The organism is Nonomuraea sp. NPDC049725, from assembly GCF_040674795.1.
GTDB classification, from domain to species: Bacteria; Actinomycetota; Actinomycetes; order Streptosporangiales; family Streptosporangiaceae; genus Nonomuraea; species Nonomuraea ceibae.
Genome location: NZ_JBFANJ010000024.1, coordinates 71,402 through 88,861, shown reverse-complemented (window position 1 = coordinate 88,861; position 17,460 = coordinate 71,402). Strand labels below are relative to the sequence as shown.

The window sequence follows — 17,460 nt, the reverse complement described above, 5'->3', positions numbered from 1 at the left end:
GCTGTTCAGGCTCCGGGGTTCTTGCGGGCGATGGCGGCGTTGAGCGCGGTGGCGAACAGCGTCCATCCGGCGTAGGGCAGCAGGAGCAGCCCGGCGCGGCGGTCGGCCGTCCAGCCCCGGCGGACGAGCAGCGCGTTGGAGGCGTTCAGCACGGCGATCTCGGCGAGCGCCGCGCGCGGGGCGTGCGCCCGGAAGAACAGGGCCGGCCAGGCGGCGTTGAGGAGCAGGTTGGCGGCCAGCGCGCCGCGGAACGCCCGCCGGTCCTCCTCTCTCCCGTTCGACAGGGCCCGGACGCCGGCGTAGGTGATGAGCCCGTACAGGGGCGTCCACACCAGGCCGAACGCCTGCGGCGGGGGCTGCCACGACGGTTTCGCCAGCCGCCGGTACCAGGCGGAGCGCGCGTCGGTGGCGAGCGTTCCGGCGACGGCGGCGGCGGTGACCCCGAGTGCGGTCTTCAGCAGGAGTTTCCCTTTCATGGCGACCTCCTGCCCTCGGACCGCGCTCCCGCACCTCGGTCAGGGGCCGGCGATCCCCCTCTCGCGGAACCTCACATCCTGGGGCATACTTAGGCCGGTTGACCATGATCACTGACCCCCGGTGAAGGGCACCATGGCTGAGCGTGGCATCGACCGGCGTCGGCTCCTGACCGTCTGCGGCCTGTCCCTGGGGCTGGCCGCCCTCCCCACCGGGGCGCGGGCCGCCGCCTCGCCACCCGGCCCCCGGCCCCGCCGCGCCGGGGCGACGTGGGAGAACATCATCGAGAAGTCCTCCTTCGGCAGCTGGGCCGCGTTCGACCAGGAGTGGAACCGCCTCTACCCGTGGGACGGCGACGCGGACACGCACAACGGCGCCGCGCTGATGCACGCCGACCAGATCGCGCTGTCGGGAGGCGTGCTCACCCTGACGGCGACCCGGCTCGCGGCGGCGCAGGGCACCAGCCCCCACGCGCCGCACGCCCCGCTCTGGTACCGCTCGGGCGCCGTCCACGCCAAGGAGCTGATCCTGGTCGACGACCAGTTCCCCGAGTACGACATCGAGGGCGAGTTCAGCGCGCAGACCGGGCCGGGCGTCTGGCCGGCGTTCTGGACGACCGGCGAGTGGCCGGCGTGGCCGCCGGAGAGCGACATCCTGGAGTACGTGGGCGACTCCACGAACCTCTTCAACACCTGGAACAAGACCTCCAGCGGCGACGAGGGCGAAGAGTCCGGCGGCGACCACTTCGTCACCCGGGCGAAGGTCCCCGTCGCCGACCCGGCGGCCTGGCACACGTACCGGGTGTGGATGTACAAGCAGGGCCCCGACGTCATGATCGACTACTACCTCGACGGCACGTGGGTGGCCACCCACCGGGGCAGGAACTGGGCCGGCGTCCCGCAGCGCCTCATCATCAACCTGCAGATGGGCTCGTACGCCTCCGGGCTGGACGGGCCCGGCGACGCCGGCTGGGCCGGCCAGCTACCGGGGCCCACCGGCGACACCCTGCTGCGCGCCCGCAACGTGTGGGCGGGGCGCACCCGCGCCTGGTAGCGGCACCGGTCCGATCATCACCGTCATTTCCCGCCACGTCACACGACAGATGGAGGAAGTGCTCGTGAAACTCGCACACCGCCGACCGGCCCGCCGACCGGCCCGCCGACCGGCCCGCCGACTGGCCCGCCGCCTGGCGACCGCCCTGACGGCGGCGTCCGCGCTGGTCCTCGCCATGACCTCGCCGGGCGCCGCAGGCGCCGCCGGGGCCGCGCCCGTGAAGGTGGAGCCGCTGGCCGTCACGAGCCTCCCGCCGATGGGCGCCAAGGCCGCGGAGCTGACCGCGAAGGCCCGCGGCGGCACGGCCAGGACCGCCTCGCCGCAGCGGGCGCGGGCCGCGCGGGCGTTCCACGAGCTCCAGCTCAACCTGTGCAACAGCGGCAAGGCCGCCTGCTATGCCGACGGGCAGGCCGTCTTCGAGGGCGGCGACCTGATCTACGTGCTGGCCCCCGACCTGGTGACGCTGAACGAGATCTGCTCCGTCGACCTGCCGGACTACCTGCAGCCGTCGCTGGCCGAGGCGTGGCCGGACGACTGGACGTACTCCGTCTTCCAGCCGGCGCTCAACAAGGCCACCGGCCAGCCGATCACCTGCACGAACGGCGGCACGTACGGCAACGCGGTGCTCGGCCGGGTCCCCGCGGACCTGTGGCAGGGGGCCGAAGGCTGGGCCGGCCAGTACACGACGCAGGACAGCGGCAACGAGGTGCGCACGTTCGCCTGCGCGTACGCGATCGGCGACCATCTGTCGTGCGCCACCCACCTGAGCGCGGCGAGCGAGGCGATCGCGCTGGCGCAGTGCCGGGCGCTGATGTTCGACGCCGTGCCGTACATCAGGTCGGAGGAGGGCATCTCCGGCAAGACGGTCGTCGGCGGTGACTTCAACCTGGAGTACGACACCTCCGACCCGGAGAACGTCCAGAAGTGCGTGCCCGCGGGCAACGTCCGCAAGGGCGACGGCGACGTCCAGCACGTGATCTTCAGCAACGATTTCGCCTTCACCGGCCGCTCCACGTTCGGGATGACGCACACCGACCACGACGCCCTCCTCATCAAGCTCAGCAAGCCGTGAGCGGGTCAGTCCCAGCGGAAGAAGGCTGAGGCGACGGCCGTCCCCACGACGACGCAGCCGGCCAGGCCGATCAGGTGGGCGCCCTGCACCGGGGCGCCCGCCCAGGCGGCCGACAGCGCCTCGACCCCGGCGCCGAACGGCAGCCACTCCCCCACCGCGGCGACCGGTCCCGGCAGGCTGTCGCGCCCGCCGAACATGCCGCCGGTGGCCCCCAGCAGGAAGAACAGGGTCAGGCCGATCGCCACGGCGGAGTTCGGCGTGGGCGACAGCGCCGCGACGATCAGCCCGGTGGCGTACATGGCGGCCACCATCAGCGCCAGCACGCCGACAGCGGCGCCCGCGCGCACGGGCGGGTTCGCGCCGAAGGCCGCCAGGGCGAGCACCCAGGCGGCGGCGATGCCCACGGCGATCTGCGCCACCCCGACCGCCGCCTGCGCGACCAGCACCATCAGCGGCGAGGCGGGCGTCACGCCGAGGCGGCGCAGGATGCCGCTGCGCCGGTAGTAGGCCAGGAAGCTCGGCATGTTGACGACGCCGGTGGTGGCCGCGACCATCGTGAACACCAGCGGCAGCACGTACACGTCGAGCGCGGTGCGGCCGTTGCCGACGCTCTGACCCCCGGCGGCGGAGGCGTTCATCACCAGGATGAGCATCGGCAGGCCGATCGGCACGATCAGCCCGGCGGTGTCGCGGGCCACCATCTTGAGCTCGCAGACCAGCAGCGTGGCGAAGGCGCGCGGGCCCGGCCGGTGCGCGGTGACGTCGGTCATCGGGCGTCCTCCTCCTCGGCGCCGAGCCGGTGCCCGGTCAGCGCGACGAACGCGTCCTCCAGCCCGGCCCGCTCGCTGCGGGTCTCGGTGGCCACGACGCCGGCGCGCACGAGCGCGACGCTGACGGCCTGCAGCAGCTCACCGTGCCCCTCGACGACGACCCGGCCGCCGTCGGCGCGCACCCGCTCGACGCCGGGAAGTCCTTCCAGCAGGCCCTCCGGTACGGGCGTCGCCGCGTGGAAGGTGATCCGCTGGGCGAATCCGGCGCGTTCGACGAGCCCGGCAGGCGAGCCGAGGGCGACGACCCGGCCCGCGTCGAGCAGCGCGACCCGGTCGCACAGCCGCTCGACCTCCTCCATCGCGTGGCTGACGAGCAGGATGGTCACGCCGGAGTCGCGCATCCGCTCGACGGTGGACCACATCTGGCGGCGCGCCTCGGGGTCGAGCCCGGTGGTGAGCTCGTCGAGGATCACCACGCGGGGCCGCCCGACGAGGGCGAGCGCGATCGACAGCCGCTGCTGCTGGCCGCCGGACAGGCTCTCGAACCGGTTGCGGGCCGAGGCGGTCAGGCCGACCGACTCGATCAGCTCCCCGGCCGGCACCGGGTCGCGGTAGAAGGTCGCGTACAGGCGGACCAGCTCGGACACGGTGAGCGCGGCGTGCAGGGTGGCGTCCTGCAACTGGACGCCGAGGACCTGGCGCAGCCGGGCCCGGTCGCGCCGGGCGTCCAGGCCGAGGACGCGGACGGCGCCGCGGTCGGGCCGCCGCAGCCCGGCGATCAGCTCCACGGTGGTCGTCTTGCCTGCCCCGTTGCGTCCGAGGATGCCGAAGATCTCCCCGGCGTCGATCGTCAGGCTGACGTCCTCGACGGCGACCTTGGGCCCGTAGCGCTTGTGCAGTCGTTCCGCCTCGACGGCGGGCGTTGATGGCATGTCCCGGACGTTAGGCGGGGGCCGTCGGCCGGCGCCTGTGCCGATCGTCAGCATCGGCGGCCATGACTTTCGGCACCCCCGGACTGCCGGGAGTCGCCATTACAGTGGCGTCATGCGGCGAATCGAGCCGGACACGTGGGCGGGCCTGGCGATGCTGCTGGTGTGTGTCGCGGTGGGCAGCCCGACGCTGCTCGGCGCGGCCGGGACGCGCGTCCCGCTGCCGGTGTGGGGGGTGCAGTTCGCGCTCCTGCTGGCCACGCTGATGGGCGCCGCGCTCTGGGAGGACAGCCGCCCCCTGCTGTCGCGGGCCTGCTACGGCGCGTCGATCGTGCTGGGCTGGCTGACGCTGCTGACCGCGCCGAACGCCGGATGGCTGCCGATCCTGCTGGTCTGCACCGCGACCATGGGCGCGTACGTGGCCCCGCCCTGGGCCGCCCCGGCGGTGATCGCGCTCAACAGCGTCGTCATCGCCGTGACCGCGGGCCTGGCCGGCGCCGATGCCGCCTCGATCGGCCTGCAGACGCTGCTCTACCTGCTGATCCAGGTGGCGGGGCTGCTCAGCTCGCTGTCGATCCTCCGGGAGCAGCGGATGCGCCGCGAGCTGGCCGAGGCGCACGTCGAGCTGCGCGCGGCGAGCGTCATCCTGGCCGACACCGCCCGCGCCCACGAACGGCTGCGCATCTCCCGCGAGCTGCACGACCTCATGGGGCACCAGCTCACCGCCCTCACGCTGGAGCTGGAGGTCGCCCGCCACCAGGAGGGCGCCGCCGCCCGCGCCCATGTCGAACGCGCCGACGCGGTGGCCCGCACGCTGCTGAGCGACGTGCGCGCCACCGTGGGCCGGCTCCGCGCCGACGCCCCCGAGCTGCGCGCGTCGCTGCGCGCCGTGGTGCGTGACATCCCCGGGCTGGACGTCGACCTGCGGATCGACGACGACGTGCGGCCCTGCGAGGAGGTGACGCTGACGCTCGTCCGCGTCGTGCAGGAGATCGTCACCAACACGATCCGGCACGCCGGGGCGACCTCGCTGCGCGTCCGGATCGAGAGCGCGCCCGACGGGGGCGTCCGGCTCACCTCGGCCGACGACGGGCGCGGCAGCCCGCTGCTGCGGCTCGGCAACGGGCTGCGCGGCCTGCGCGAGCGCGTCGACGCCGTGGGCGGCCAGGTGCGGTTCGACGGCAGCTCCGGGTTCCGCGTGACCGCCACGGTGCCGGGGCGGTGACCGGGATGATCCGGGTGATCGTCGTCGACGACCAGACGCTGGTCCGGCAGGGCATCCGCAGCCTCCTCGACCTGACCGAGGACATCGAGGTGGCCGGGGAGGCCGACGACGGCATGGCGGCGCTGGCGGCGATCGAGGAGCACGCCCCGGACGTCGTCCTGCTCGACCTGCGCATGCCGCGTCACGACGGCCTCTGGACGCTCGACGCGCTGCGCGAGCGGGCGGGCGGCGCGCCGCCGGTGCTCGTGCTGACCACGTTCGACGACGACACGCTCGTGCTGGACGCGATGCGCGCGGGCGCGGGCGGCTACCTGCTGAAGGACGTGACGCTGGAGCGGCTGACCGGGGCCATCCGGGTGCTGGCCGGAGGGGGGACGCTGATCTCGCCGTCGATCACCGACCGGCTCATGCGGGCGGTGCGCCGCCGCCGTCCGCCGGACGGGACCGGCCTGCCCGCCGTCCAGCCGCTCACCGAGCGGGAGCTGGAGGTGCTGCGGCTGGTCGCGGAGGGCTACAGCAACCGGGAGATCGCGCAGGCGCTGTTCCTGGCCGAGGGCACGGTCAAGAACCACGTCTCGACCGTGCTGCTCAAGCTGGGGGCGCGCGACCGGACGAACGCGGTGCTGCGCGCCCTGCACGCCGACCTCCTCGGCTGACCGCTTGATAGGCAAGTGGCGACTTGCCTATTGTGGGGCGCATGGCGGATGATGTCTTCAAGGCTCTGGCCGATCCCACCCGCCGGCGCATCCTCGACGCGCTGGTGCAACGGGACGGCCAGACGCTGTTCGAGATCTGCGCGCGCCTGGTGACCGAGCACGGATCGGGCCTGACCCGCCAGGCGATCAGCCAGCATCTGGCCGTCCTGGAGTCGGCCGGCCTGGTCCGGACGCGCCGCCAGGGCCGCTACAAGTTCCACGACCTCGACACCGAACCGCTTGAGCGCGCCATGACCCGATGGCTCAAGCCCCGCACACCTGAGGAGAACCCATGAGGATCCACCTGACGAGCGTCTTCGTCGACGACCAGGAGAAGGCGCTGCGCTTCTACACCGACGTGCTCGGCTTCGTGAAGAAGAACGACGTGCCGCTGGGCGAGGACCGCTGGCTCACCGTCGTCTCGCCCGAGGCGCCCGACGGGACCGAGCTGCTGCTGGAGCCCGACGGCCACCCCGCCGTGAAGCCCTACAAGGCGGCGCTGGCCGCCGACGGCATCCCCGCCGCGTCGTTCGCCGTGGACGACGTGACCGCCGAGTTCGAACGGCTGCGCGCGCTCGGCGTCACCTTCACCCAGGAGCCCCTGGAGATGGGCCCGGTCACCACGGCCGTCCTGGACGACACCTGCGGCAACCTCATCCAGATCGCGCACAGCAAGTAGCCCCGCGCCCGGCCTCCCCCGCCGGGCGAAGGCAGGCGTAAATACAGAAAAGAGTTCTTACCCACTCATCCCCGATATCCAAACTCCGCATTTGACAGGCGGAAACTCCACCCCAAACTGGGCATTGCGGTCACGTTCTTTTTGATAGATCATCGACGCGTGGCCCCCGCCACCGATGCCCCTAGGCTCGGAGGACGCCTGTCGTGATTTTCGCTGTCGTGGGACTGGTATTCGCCGGCGTGATCGGCCTGGTCAACCTGGCGATCCTGCTGGTCCTGCTCCGCCGGTGGCGCGAGCTGGGACCGGCCGGAGGCGCGGGCGGCCGGGGAATCGTCCGGACCATCGATCGAATTCCGAGTTTCTCCGCCGAAGCCCTCGACGGCGCCACGGTGACCGACCGCACGCTGCTCGGAAAGGAGTCCCTGGTCGGATTCTTCTCGCTCACGTGCGAGGCGTGCGTCACGGCGGTGCCGCTGTTCGCCGCGCACGCCGAGCGGCTGCGCGCCGCCGGGGGGATCTCCCTGGCGATCGTGCACGGCGACGACGCGGCCGGCAGCGAACTGGCCGCGATGCTCCGCGACACGGTCGACCTCGTGATCGCCGAGGACGCGCGCGCCGAGCTGTCCCGGCGCTACGGCGCCAGGAACTACCCGACCTACGCCTGGTACGGCCCCGACGGCGTGGTCACCACGGCGGGCGCGGGCGTCGCCGCCCTGCGGACCGAGCTGGTCGCCCCCTAGCGCCTCCCGGAGGCCGCCCCCCAAGCCCGCGCGGGCTGCCGGCCACGGTGAACACCCCCTATCCGTGGTCCGGAGCCCGCGTGCGGAAAACCGATCCACTCACCCCAGAGGAGAGGCATGATCCAGAGCCTGACCCGGCGTGTCACCCGCGCGGTCGAGACCCTGCTCCCCAAGGCCACCGCCGACGCCGGATGCACCCCCGAGTCGTGGATGGAGTACAAGGTCCAGGGCGGCGTGTGCTTCGGCCGCACCTGCTCGCTCAACGGCGCCTGCGTGAAGCACTGCGGCGCCTGGTACAGCTACAGCCACAACTACTGCTGATCCCCGCGTGAGCTCAACGCGCGCGGCCGCACCCGCCAGAGCGGCCGCGCGCGTGCCCCCCCCTTTCCCGGAGCTTCCTGGAGCTTTCGTGCTGTACGTTTCGCTCGCCTGCCGTCTCACCCTGGTGGCGGTGCTGGCGCTCGCGGCGGTGGCCAAGCTGCGCTCCCCGCGGGTGTTCGCCGCCTCGCTGGCGGGCTTCGACGTCGTCCCGGCGCGGCTGCGCGGGCCGCTGGCCGTGCTGGTCCCGGCCGCCGAGCTGCTGGTCGCGCTCCTGCTGGCGCTGCCGCCCACGGTCACGGCGGGGTTCGTGGCCGCGACGGCGCTCTGTCTCGGGCTGACGGCCGTCCCGGTGCTGGTCGTGGCGCGCGGCAAGCGGGTGACGTGCGCCTGCTTCGGCGCGAGCGAGGCGCCGCTCGGCGTCCGGCACATCGCCCGCAACGCGGTGCTCCTGGCGGCGGCGGTCACGGGCGCGGCCGTGGCGCTCCCGGCGGGCGGCGGGATGCCGCTCGGCGTGCCCGGGATCGTGCTGGCCGTGGTCTCGGCCGGCGTCCTCACCGCCCTGATCGTCTTCGTCGACGACCTCGCCTCGCTCTTCGCCTCTCCCTCGTCGGCCGGGGGCCGCTGAGGCGGCGCCGGAAGGGATCTCCGTGGAACACCTTGCCGCAGGACTCGTCCTGGTCACGGCGATCACCGCGCTGAACGCGGTGCTGACCCTGGCCCTGGTACGCCGCTGGCGGAGCCTGACGAGCTCCCCGCCGGACGCCCACGACCACCACGACCACGACCACGACGGCGCGCCGGATCTGGGCATCGCGCCCGGCAGCCGGATGCCCGCGTTCTCCGCCGTCGCCGCCGACGGCTCGGCGGTCACCCGCGAGACGCTGATCGGCCGGCCCGCGCTGGTGGCGTTCCTGTCGCTGGACTGCTCGGGCTGCGACGACAGCCTGCCCGCCTTCGCCGAGCGCGCACGGCGCGTCCGCGAGGCGGGCGGCCGGGTGCTGGCCACGGTCGTCGGCGTCGACGCGGCCGGGAGCGAGCTGGCCGCCCGGCTGCGCGACCTCGCCGACCACGTGGTGCCCGAGTTCCTCGACGCGCCGGTCGGGGCCCGGTTCGGGGCGCGCTACTACCCCGGGTTCGCCCACTACGACGCCGACGGCATCGCCGTGACGGCCGGCGTCGGCCTGGCCGCGCTGGACGCCCCGGACGGCGTACGGGACGTACGGGACGGCGTACGGAAGGACACGCGGGACGGGGAGACGGCGGCGCGGTGAGAGGCGGCGACGGCGCGGAGGGCGTCTCCATCCTGCGCGCGATGGCGGCCGCGTACGCCCTGGCCTGGCGGTCCTGCCCCGGCATGCTGCTCGTACAGGGCGTCACGGCGGTGGTCGGCGGCACGGCCCCGGTGGCCGCCGCCTGGCTGACCAAGGTCGCGCTCGACGAGCTCGCCTCCCCCGGCCCCCGGGCGGGCGCGCTGGTGTGGGTGGCGGCCGGGATCGGCGCCCTGGGCGTGGCGCTGGCCACGACCTCCGCCGTCACCGCGTACGCGCAGGGGCGCGCCCGGCGGGCCATCGGGCTGCGGTCGCACGACCGGCTGTTCGAGGCCGTCAACGGGATGAGCGGCCTGGCGCGGCTGGAGGACCCGCGCTTCCACGACCGGCTGCGGCTGGCCCAGCAGTCGGCCGAGCACGCCCCGGACCAGCTCGTCCAGATGGGCCTGGCCACGGTGCAGGGGGCGCTCGGCGTCCTCGGGTTCCTGGGCGCGCTGGTGGCGATCAGCCCGGTCATGGCGGGGGTCGCGGTGCTGGCCGCCGCCCCGGCGATGGCCGCCCATCTGGCGCTGAGCAGGCGGCGGGCGGGCCTGATGTGGCGGACGAGCCCCGGCATGCGGCGCAAGCTCTTCTACCAGATGCTGCTCACGGATCTGCAGGCGGCGAAGGAGGTGCGGCTGTTCGGGCTGGGCGGCTTCCTGAAGGGCCGGATGCTCACCGAGCTGCGCGCCGCCAACCGCGCGGAGGACCGGCTGGAGGGCGGCGTGGTGCGCGTCCAGGTGTCCCTCGCCGTGCTCGGCGCGCTGCTGTCGGCCGGCGGGCTGGTGTGGGCGGTGCACGCCGCGGCGGGCGGAAGCATCGGCGTCGGCGACGTGTCGATCTTCATCGCGTCGCTGGCCGGGGTCCAGTCGGGGCTGGCGGCCCTGGTGCAGGGCATCGCCGCCGGGCACCAGTCGGCGCTGGTCTTCCACCACTACCTGGCGGTGACGGGGGTCGCGGACGACCTGCCCGTGCCCGCCCGGCCGCGCGGGCTCGCCCCGCTCGCGCGCGGGATCGAGCTGCGCGACGTGTGGTTCCGCTACGGCGAGGACTCCCCGTGGGTGCTGCGCGGGCTGAGCCTGACGATCCCGTACGGGACGAGCGTGGCCATCGTCGGGCTGAACGGCGCAGGCAAGAGCACGCTCGTCAAGCTGCTCTGCCGCTTCTACGACCCGCAGCGCGGCAGCATCCTGTGGGACGGCGTGGACGTGCGGGACGTCCCGGTGGCGCGGCTGCGCGAGCGGATCGGCGCGGTGTTCCAGGACTACATGGACTACGACCTGACCGCCGCCGAGAACATCGGCCTGGGCGACCTGGCCGCGCTCGGCGACCGGGACCGGATCCGCGCCGCCGCCCGGCGGGCCGGGGTCCACGAGGTCGTCGAGCGGCTGCCGTCGGGCTACGGGACGCTGCTGAGCCGGGTCTTCCACGCGGGCGAGGAGGACGGCGACGGCCCGGCGAGCGGCGTGCACCTGTCGGGAGGGCAGTGGCAGCGCCTGGCGCTGGCGCGCGGCCTGATGCGGCAGGGCCGCGACCTGATGATCCTGGACGAGCCCAGCTCCGGCCTCGACGCGGAGGCCGAGGCGGCGGTCCACGACCGGCTGCGGGAGCTGCGCGCGGGCTCCACCAGTGTGCTGGTCTCCCACCGGCTGAGCGCCGTGCGCCGGGCCGACCGGATCGTCGTCGTGCAGGACGGCCGCGTGTTGGAGAGTGGCGACCACGCCTCGCTCACCGCGTCGCCGGACGGCGCGTACGCCCGGCTGTTCCGCACCCAGGCGGCGGGCTACCGCGAGGACCCGGTGGCCGCCGAGTGAGCCTGTTCCTGGCCTGCGCGGTGGTCCTGCTGGCCGGGGGCGCGGTGGCGGCGCGGCTGCTGCTGTCCACGGTGACCGTGCGGGGCGGCAGCATGTCGCCGGTCCTGTCCGACGGGGACGTCCTGCTGGTGCTGCGCGGCCGTCGCCGGGTGCGGGCGGGCCGGATCGTGGTCGTGCGGCGGCCCGCGCCGCGCACGGGCTGGGCCGGGCCCGCCGGGACCGGCTGGTACGTCAAGCGGGTCGCCGCGGCGCCCGGCGACCCGATGCCGCCGTGGGCGCCGGCCGGGCTCCCGGACCGGGTGCCGCCGGGGGCGCTGGTGCTGCTCGGGGAGCATCCGGGCTCGGAGGACTCCAAGCAGTGGGGGCTCTGCCCGGCGGAGCTGATGTACGGGGTGATGCTGCTGCGGCTGTCACGATGACCCCACCACATCTCGGATGACGCTATCATCTGGATTGCATGAACATTTGGATTGCAGTCGTCGGAGGAGAGGTGTGGCGATGGTCCGGCTGACACGCGCCCAGCAGCAGGCGCGCACGCGCGCGGCGGTGCTGGCGGCGGCGCGGGAGGAGTTCGTGGAGCACGGTTACGCGGCGGCCAAGGTCGACCGGATCGCCGAGCGGACCGACCTCACCCGCGGCGCCGTCTACTCGAACTTCCCCAGCAAGCGCGCGCTCTACCTGGCCGTGCTCGTCGACCTGGTGGAGAACGCGCCCCCGGCCGCGCCCAGCCCCACGGCCTCGCTGCCGGGCGCGCTCGGCGCGTTCGCCAGGACGTGGCTGGAGCGGCTGCCCCTCGTCGACGACCCCGCCGCCGGAGGCCGCCTGCAACTGCGCTCGCTCGTGGGCGTCGTCGACGACGAGCCGGGCCGCGCCGTGCTGGCGCAGCTCGCCCGCCTGGAGGCGCTGCTGCTCGCCCTCGGCCTGGAGTCGTGCGAGCCCGACCCCCGCGCCCCGCGCCGCGTCCGCCTGGCCGAGCTGGTGCTGACCATGCTGAACGGCTCCGGCCTCATGGCCGAGCTGGCGCCCGGCTTCGGCGACCCGTTCGACCGGGCGCTCGCCTGTGAGCACCTGGCCGGGCTGGCGGGCGAGCGCGGCCTCGGCGACACCTGGGACCCGCCGTACCTGACCTTCGTCGGGCTCGCCGAGCGGTGCCGGGAGCCGTGGGACCCGCCCACCGGGCTGCTCGACCACCTCACCGGAAGCCCCGCCGACCTGGGCGCCGACGGTCTCGTCGTGGCGCTGGGCGCGCGGCGCCTGTCGGCCGCCGAGGAGGCCGTGCGCTCGGCCCGGCCCGGCGAGCAGGTCACGGTGGCCGTCGTCACCGCCGACCCGGCCGAGACCGGCAGCCTCGTCCGGCTCCGGGTCAGCGACCTCACCGCGTGCCTGCGCCGCGTGTTCCCGCCCGAGGCGTGGGGGCACGTACGCCTGATCGTGAGCGACGGCGCGGTGGCCGCCGCCGCCCTCGGCGTGAACGGGTACGACGACCAGACGGAAGCGGCCGTGCGGGTCCGCGACGGCATGGTCGTCGCCCGCAGCCAGGGCCGGGGCGCCGCCTACGCCGCGGCCACCGGCGAGAGCGCGCACGACCCTCGGGGGGCCGGCGCATGAGCGGGCTCCCCGGGACCGGGCTCCCCGGAATCGAGCACGGCGCGGTGCTGCTGCACACACTGCGCTGCGCCGGCTGGTGCGCCGTCGAGCGGCTGGCCGCGGCCACCGGCCTGGACGAGGCCACCACCGAGTCCGAGCTGATCGACCTCGCGGTCGCCGGGCTGGTCACGCGCACGTCCGGCGCCTTCGCCGCGTGGGGGCTGACCGACGCCGGCCGCGCCGCGAATGCCGAGCGGATCGCCGCCGAGCTCGAGTCGGCCGGGACCCGTCCCGCGCTGCTCGCCGCGTTCGAGCGCTTCCTCGTGCTCAACCCCGAGCTGCTCGACCTCTGCGCCGCCTGGCAGCTCCGGCCCGTCGACGGCGTCCTGACCGCCAACGACCACAGCGACCCGTCCTACGACGCCCGCGTCGTAGCCCGCTTCGAGGACCTCGACCGGCGGGCCGAGGCCGTCTGCGCCGACCTGGCCGGGGCGCTGCCGCGCTTCGGCCGCTACCGGGTCCGGCTCGCCGAGGCGCTCGGCCGGGCCCGGGCGGGGGAACGGCGCTACCTGGCCGACGGCACCGCCTCCTACCACGCGGTGTGGGCCGAGCTGCACGAGGACCTGCTCGTGACGCTGGGGATCCCGCGATGAGGTGGATCCGGCCGCTCTCCGCGCGGAACGGGGAGAGCGCCGCCGTCATCGGCGCCAAGGCGCACGGCCTGGTGACGCTGCACCGGCTCGGGCTGCCGGTCCCCGCCGGGTTCGTCGTCACCACCGAGGCGTGCCGGGCGTTCCTGCGCGACGGCCGGCTGCCCGGCGGGCTCGCCGACGAGCTCGCGAGCGCCGTACGCGACCTGGAGGCGGCGACGGGACGCCGGTTCGGCGGGCCGGGGACGCCGCTGGCCGTGTCGGTGCGCTCCGGGGCGGGCGTGTCGATGCCCGGCATGATGCACACCGTGCTCAACCTGGGCCTCACCGCCGAGGCGGCGGCCGGGCTGGCGGCCGAGACCGGCGACGGCCGGTTCGCCGAGGACTCGCGGCGGCGGTTCCTGGCGAGCCTCGCCGCCGCCACCGGCGACGCGGGCCTGGCGATCCCCGGCGACCCCGCCGCGCAGCTCGAGCTCGCGGTCCGGACCGTCTTCGCGTCCTGGGACACGCCGCGGGCGCGCACGTACCGGGAGCTGCACGACATCCCGCACGACCTCGGCACGGCCGTGATCGTGCAGGCGATGGTGTACGGCAACCGCGACGGCCGCAGCGGCACCGGGGTCGCCTTCAGCCGCGACCCCACCACGGGCGAGAACACCCCGTTCGGCGACGTGCTCTTCGGCCACCAGGGCGAGGACGTCGTCTCCGGCCGGTCGCTCACCCTCCCGCTGCGCGAGCTGGCCGACCGGGAGCCCGCCGTGTGGGCCGCGCTGGCCGGCGCGCTGCGCCGGGTCGAGCGGCACTACCGGGACGCGTGCTACGCCGAGTTCACCTTCCAGGCCGGGGAGCTGTGGATGCTGCAGGTCCGGCCCGGCGGACTCACCGGCGGGGCCGCCGTCCGCGTCGCCACCGAGCTGGCCGGCGAGGGGCTGATCAGCCGGCGGGAGGCGCTGCTGCGGGTGTCGCCGCAGCAGCTCCGGCACGTGCGCACGCCGCGCCTGGCGGCCTCGGCGCGGGCCGCCGTCGTGGCCCGGGGCGTCGGCGCGTGCCCAGGCGTGGCGGCCGGGAGGGTGGCGACGTCGACCGAGGCGGCGGTGCGGATGGCCGCCTCGGGGCCGGTCATCCTCGTGCGGCCGGAGACGTCGCCGCACGACATGCGCGGCCTGGCCGCCGCGGCGGGGATCGTCACCGCGCGCGGCGGGCCCGCCAGCCACGCGGCGGTCGTCGCCCGGTCGATGGGCAAGCCCGCCGTCGTCGGCGTCGCCGGGCTGGTCGTCGGCGCCGGGTCGGTGACGGCGGGGGGCCGGGTCATCGAGGAGGGCGCGCTCGTCACGATCGACGGCTCCGGCGGCGAGGTCGCCCTCGGCTCCGCCCCGGTCTCCACCGACGAAGCCGGCCCCCACCTGCGCCGCCTGCTCGCCTGGGCGGACGACGTGTCGGGCGGCGACCCCGCCGGCGACGAGGCCGCCCGCCTCGCCGCCGCCCACGCCGCCCTCCGCACCCCCTGAGGGCCGGCCGGTCCCGCACGCACTGAGCCCTGCGCCCCCGCCGGGGCTGTGCGGGCTCAGGGGCGGATGCGGGGGCCGAAGCCGGTCCAGCGGAGGTCCGGCGGGAGGTGGCCCATGTCGTTGTAGAGCAGCACCGCGGGGGCGGCGCGGTCGTGGAAGTCGATCGCGGTGAGCGCGGCGTTGCCGCAGTTGAGGCCCAGCCAGCGGGCCGGGGGCGCGTCGAGGGCGTGCCGCACCAGCCAGGCCACCTGGTAGGCGTGCGTGATCAGGACCTCGTGGGTCTCGGTCTCGGCGGGCCTGGCGAACCGGTCGATCAGCGCCGCCGCGAGCCTCGCGCCCTCGGCCGCCTCGGCGGGGTCGTACCCGTCGAAGAACCCCGCCCACTCGGCGGGCATCTCCTCGGGCACGTGCGGCACGTGGTCCACCAGCTCGGCGGCCTCGCGTACGGGGACGCCGGGCAGACGCCCGCCGACGATCTCCGCGCACCGGACGGCGCGTGGCAGCGGCGAGTGCCACACGGCGTCGACCGGCAGGGCGGCGAGACGGTCCCCCAGCAGCTCGGACTGCCGGTGGCCCACGTCGGTGAGCGTCCCGAACGCGTCCGCCGACCCGTGCCTCGCCACGTACAGATGCCTTGTCGCCATGCCCGACCCACCCTGCCCGATGCTGCCAACATTCAGATGATGGCATCATCCTAGCGGCCGTTCACTGTCCAGGTCGGCCATGTGCCTGCTGGGGTAGCGGTCGCCCTTGGCGGCGCCGCGCGGGATCAGCTCCTCGATCCGGGCGAGCTCGTCGTCGCCGAGGGAGACGCGGACGCTGTCGATCAGCGCGCCGACCTGGTCGAGGCGCCGGGCGCCCACGACGGGCACGATGTCCTCGCCACGGGAGGCGACCCACGCGATCGCCAGTTGCGCGATCGTGGCGTCCTTCGCGGCGGCCAGGTCCGCCAGCCGCGCGGCCAGCGCGGCGTTGTGCTCGCGGTTGCCGTCCTGGAAGCGCGGCGCCGCCGCCCGCATGCCGCCGGTGGTCCCGCCGCCGATGAGGCCGCGCGACAGCACCCCGTACGCGGTGACGCCGATGCCGAGCTCGCGGCACGCGGGCAGGATCTCGTCCTCGATCCCCCGGCTGAACAGCGAGTATTCGAGCTGCACGTCGCAGATGGGGGCGACGGCCGCGGCGCGGCGGATGGTCGCGGCGCCGACCTCGCTCAGGCCGACGTGCCGCACGTACCCCTGCTCGACCAGCTCGGCGATGGCGCCGACGGTCTCCTCGACGGGGACGGCCGGGTCGAGCCTGGCCGGACGGTAGACGTCGACGTGGTCGACGCGGAGCCGCCGGAGCGAGTACGTCAGGAAGTTCCGCACGGCGGCGGGGCGGGCGTCGAACCCGGCGTGGCTCCCGTCGGGGCCGCGCAGGGCGCCGAACTTGACCGAGAGCACGACCTCGTCCCGGTCCCGCCCGGCCAGCGCGCGCCGGATCAGCAGTTCGTTGTGCCCGGATCCGTAGAAGTCGCCGGTGTCCAGGAGGGTGCCGCCGTCGTCCAGGTAGGCGTGCAGGACGCGTACGCCGTCGTCGTCGCGCACGGGCCCGTACGCGCCGGACAGGCCCATCGCGCCGAGGCCGGGCGAGGAGACGGCGGGGCCGGTGCGGCCGAGGCGGCGGGCGGTGAGCTGGGTCTTCGTCGTCATGCCTCCCACTGTGCGCACCGCCGCGCGGCGCAGCCAGGCACGGCCCAGCCAGGGACTGACTGTCCCTGGCTGGGCGCGGCCTCGTCCCTAGACTGGAGGCGTGATCGACCGTGCCGGGCTCGCCGACTTCCTCCGCCGGCGCCGCGAGCTGCTGCGCCCCGCGGACGTGGGCCTGCCGGCCGGCGTGCGGCGCCGGACGCCGGGGCTGCGGCGGGACGAGGTGGCGCAGCTCGCCGGCATGTCCGCCGACTACTACGCCCGGCTGGAGCAGCGGCGCGGCGCGAACCCGTCGGAGCCGATCGTGGCCTCGCTGGCGCGGGCGCTCCGCTGCGACCTGGACGAGCGCGACCACCTCTACCATCTGGCCGGGCTCGCTCCCCCGGCGCGCCGGGCGGGCCGGCACCTCCGCCCCGGCCTGATCAGCCTGGCCGGCCGGCTCACCGACGTGCCGGTGTGCGTCTGCACCGACCTGAACGAGGTCCTGTGGCAGAACGCGCTCGCCGACGTCGTGCTCGGCCCGCGCCGCCCCGGGCAGGCGCAGATCATCTGGCGGTGGTTCACCGAGCCGGGCGCGCGCGACCGCTTCCCGGAGGAGGACTGGCCGCGCCACTCGCAGGCGCACGTCGCCGACCTGCGGGCGACGTACGCGCGCCGGGCCGGCGAGGAGGACGTCGTCCGGCTGGTGCGCGGGCTACTGAGGCGCAGTGCCGAGTTCCGCGAGCTGTGGGAGCGGCACGAGGTGGCGGTGCGCCGGTTCGACCGCAAGCGGTTCGCGCACCCGGAGGTCGGGCTGCTGCACCTGACGTGCGAGGTCCTGCTCACGCCCGAGGCGGACCTCAAGGTGCTGGCGTTCTTCCCGACCGAGGGCACCGACGCGAAGGAGAAGCTCGACCTGCTGCGCGTCATCGGAACGCAGGACCTGCGACCGGCCCGGTGACGGCGGCT

At 75.0% G+C, this 17,460-nt stretch carries 21 protein-coding genes; 16 read left to right on the top strand and 5 right to left on the bottom strand.

From position 1 onward, the window contains the following. Positions 1–5 precede the first annotated feature (5 nt). Positions 6–476 carry a TspO/MBR family protein gene (locus tag AB0J53_RS40815; protein ID WP_219510109.1) on the bottom strand — a complete coding sequence of 157 codons (471 nt, stop codon included), beginning with the start codon at positions 474–476 and terminating at the stop codon, positions 6–8. Positions 477–609: 133 nt separating this feature from the next. Between AB0J53_RS40815 and AB0J53_RS40810 the strand changes: the two genes are divergently transcribed. Next, positions 610–1,527, top strand: coding sequence for a family 16 glycosylhydrolase (locus AB0J53_RS40810; protein WP_364182633.1), 918 nt, complete (start codon positions 610–612; stop codon positions 1,525–1,527). A 64-nt stretch (positions 1,528–1,591) separates the two neighbouring features. Further along, a complete protein-coding gene (locus AB0J53_RS40805; protein ID WP_364182630.1) occupies positions 1,592–2,599 on the top strand; it encodes an endonuclease/exonuclease/phosphatase family protein in 1,008 nt (335 codons plus the stop codon). A gap of 5 nt (positions 2,600–2,604) precedes the next feature. On the opposite strand, the gene AB0J53_RS40800 is transcribed toward AB0J53_RS40805, so the two are convergent. Together AB0J53_RS40800 and AB0J53_RS40795 are read right to left on the bottom strand one after the other, a co-directional pair. Further along, positions 2,605–3,369, bottom strand: a complete 765-nt coding sequence (locus tag AB0J53_RS40800; protein ID WP_364182627.1) for an ABC transporter permease — start codon at positions 3,367–3,369, stop codon at positions 2,605–2,607. Continuing rightward, positions 3,366–4,301: an ABC transporter ATP-binding protein gene (locus AB0J53_RS40795; protein WP_364182624.1), complete on the bottom strand. Its 936-nt coding sequence runs from the start codon at positions 4,299–4,301 to the stop codon at positions 3,366–3,368. The genes AB0J53_RS40800 and AB0J53_RS40795 overlap by 4 nt, the downstream gene beginning before the upstream one ends. Before the next feature lie 112 nt (positions 4,302–4,413). On the opposite strand from AB0J53_RS40795, the gene AB0J53_RS40790 reads away from it, so the two are divergent. From AB0J53_RS40790 to AB0J53_RS40730, 13 genes are all read left to right on the top strand, one after another. Further along, positions 4,414–5,523 carry a histidine kinase gene (locus AB0J53_RS40790; protein ID WP_364182621.1) on the top strand — a complete coding sequence of 370 codons (1,110 nt, stop codon included), beginning with the start codon at positions 4,414–4,416 and terminating at the stop codon, positions 5,521–5,523. A 5-nt stretch (positions 5,524–5,528) separates the two neighbouring features. Further along, positions 5,529–6,179, top strand: coding sequence for a response regulator transcription factor (locus AB0J53_RS40785; RefSeq protein WP_364182724.1), 651 nt, complete (start codon positions 5,529–5,531; stop codon positions 6,177–6,179). Positions 6,180–6,220: 41 nt separating this feature from the next. Further along, positions 6,221–6,514, top strand: a complete 294-nt coding sequence (locus tag AB0J53_RS40780) for a metalloregulator ArsR/SmtB family transcription factor (protein ID WP_364182618.1) — start codon at positions 6,221–6,223, stop codon at positions 6,512–6,514. Beyond that, positions 6,511–6,897, top strand: a complete 387-nt coding sequence (locus AB0J53_RS40775) for a VOC family protein (protein ID WP_357591061.1) — start codon at positions 6,511–6,513, stop codon at positions 6,895–6,897. The genes AB0J53_RS40780 and AB0J53_RS40775 overlap by 4 nt, the downstream gene beginning before the upstream one ends. 218 nt (positions 6,898–7,115) lie before the next feature. Further along, the gene (locus AB0J53_RS40770) at positions 7,116–7,637 is read left to right on the top strand and encodes a TlpA disulfide reductase family protein (protein ID WP_364182614.1); all 522 of its coding nucleotides are present in this window, start codon (positions 7,116–7,118) and stop codon (positions 7,635–7,637) included. 117 nt (positions 7,638–7,754) lie between these two features. After that, positions 7,755–7,958 (top strand): hypothetical protein, encoded by a 204-nt coding sequence (locus AB0J53_RS40765; protein WP_219510097.1) that lies wholly within the window; start codon positions 7,755–7,757, stop codon positions 7,956–7,958. 88 nt (positions 7,959–8,046) lie between these two features. Continuing rightward, positions 8,047–8,583 (top strand): MauE/DoxX family redox-associated membrane protein, encoded by a 537-nt coding sequence (locus AB0J53_RS40760; RefSeq protein WP_364182611.1) that lies wholly within the window; start codon positions 8,047–8,049, stop codon positions 8,581–8,583. Between the two features lie 22 nt (positions 8,584–8,605). Continuing rightward, positions 8,606–9,229, top strand: a complete 624-nt coding sequence (locus AB0J53_RS40755; protein ID WP_364182608.1) for a redoxin domain-containing protein — start codon at positions 8,606–8,608, stop codon at positions 9,227–9,229. Next, a complete protein-coding gene (locus AB0J53_RS40750) occupies positions 9,226–11,079 on the top strand; it encodes an ABC transporter ATP-binding protein (protein ID WP_364182606.1) in 1,854 nt (617 codons plus the stop codon). Before AB0J53_RS40755 ends, AB0J53_RS40750 begins: the two co-directional genes overlap by 4 nt. After that, the gene (locus tag AB0J53_RS40745) at positions 11,076–11,498 is read left to right on the top strand and encodes a S26 family signal peptidase (RefSeq protein WP_364182603.1); all 423 of its coding nucleotides are present in this window, start codon (positions 11,076–11,078) and stop codon (positions 11,496–11,498) included. Before AB0J53_RS40750 ends, AB0J53_RS40745 begins: the two co-directional genes overlap by 4 nt. Positions 11,499–11,577: 79 nt before the next feature. Beyond that, positions 11,578–12,687, top strand: a complete 1,110-nt coding sequence (locus AB0J53_RS40740) for a TetR/AcrR family transcriptional regulator (RefSeq protein WP_364182600.1) — start codon at positions 11,578–11,580, stop codon at positions 12,685–12,687. Next, entirely contained in the window at positions 12,684–13,319 is a 636-nt protein-coding gene (locus AB0J53_RS40735; RefSeq protein ID WP_364182597.1) for a transcriptional regulator, read from the top strand. The genes AB0J53_RS40740 and AB0J53_RS40735 overlap by 4 nt, the downstream gene beginning before the upstream one ends. Beyond that, a complete protein-coding gene (locus AB0J53_RS40730; protein WP_364182594.1) occupies positions 13,316–14,824 on the top strand; it encodes a pyruvate, phosphate dikinase in 1,509 nt (502 codons plus the stop codon). Before AB0J53_RS40735 ends, AB0J53_RS40730 begins: the two co-directional genes overlap by 4 nt. A 56-nt stretch (positions 14,825–14,880) precedes the next feature. Here the strand turns inward: AB0J53_RS40730 and AB0J53_RS40725 are convergent, their stop codons facing one another. Further along, positions 14,881–15,468, bottom strand: coding sequence for a histidine phosphatase family protein (locus AB0J53_RS40725; RefSeq protein ID WP_364182591.1), 588 nt, complete (start codon positions 15,466–15,468; stop codon positions 14,881–14,883). Between the two features lie 45 nt (positions 15,469–15,513). Beyond that, positions 15,514–16,515 (bottom strand): aldo/keto reductase, encoded by a 1,002-nt coding sequence (locus tag AB0J53_RS40720; RefSeq protein WP_364182588.1) that lies wholly within the window; start codon positions 16,513–16,515, stop codon positions 15,514–15,516. Between the two features lie 100 nt (positions 16,516–16,615). On the opposite strand from AB0J53_RS40720, the gene AB0J53_RS40715 reads away from it, so the two are divergent. Then, positions 16,616–17,452, top strand: a complete 837-nt coding sequence (locus AB0J53_RS40715) for a helix-turn-helix transcriptional regulator (protein WP_364182585.1) — start codon at positions 16,616–16,618, stop codon at positions 17,450–17,452. The last annotated feature ends 8 nt before the right edge of the window (positions 17,453–17,460 follow it).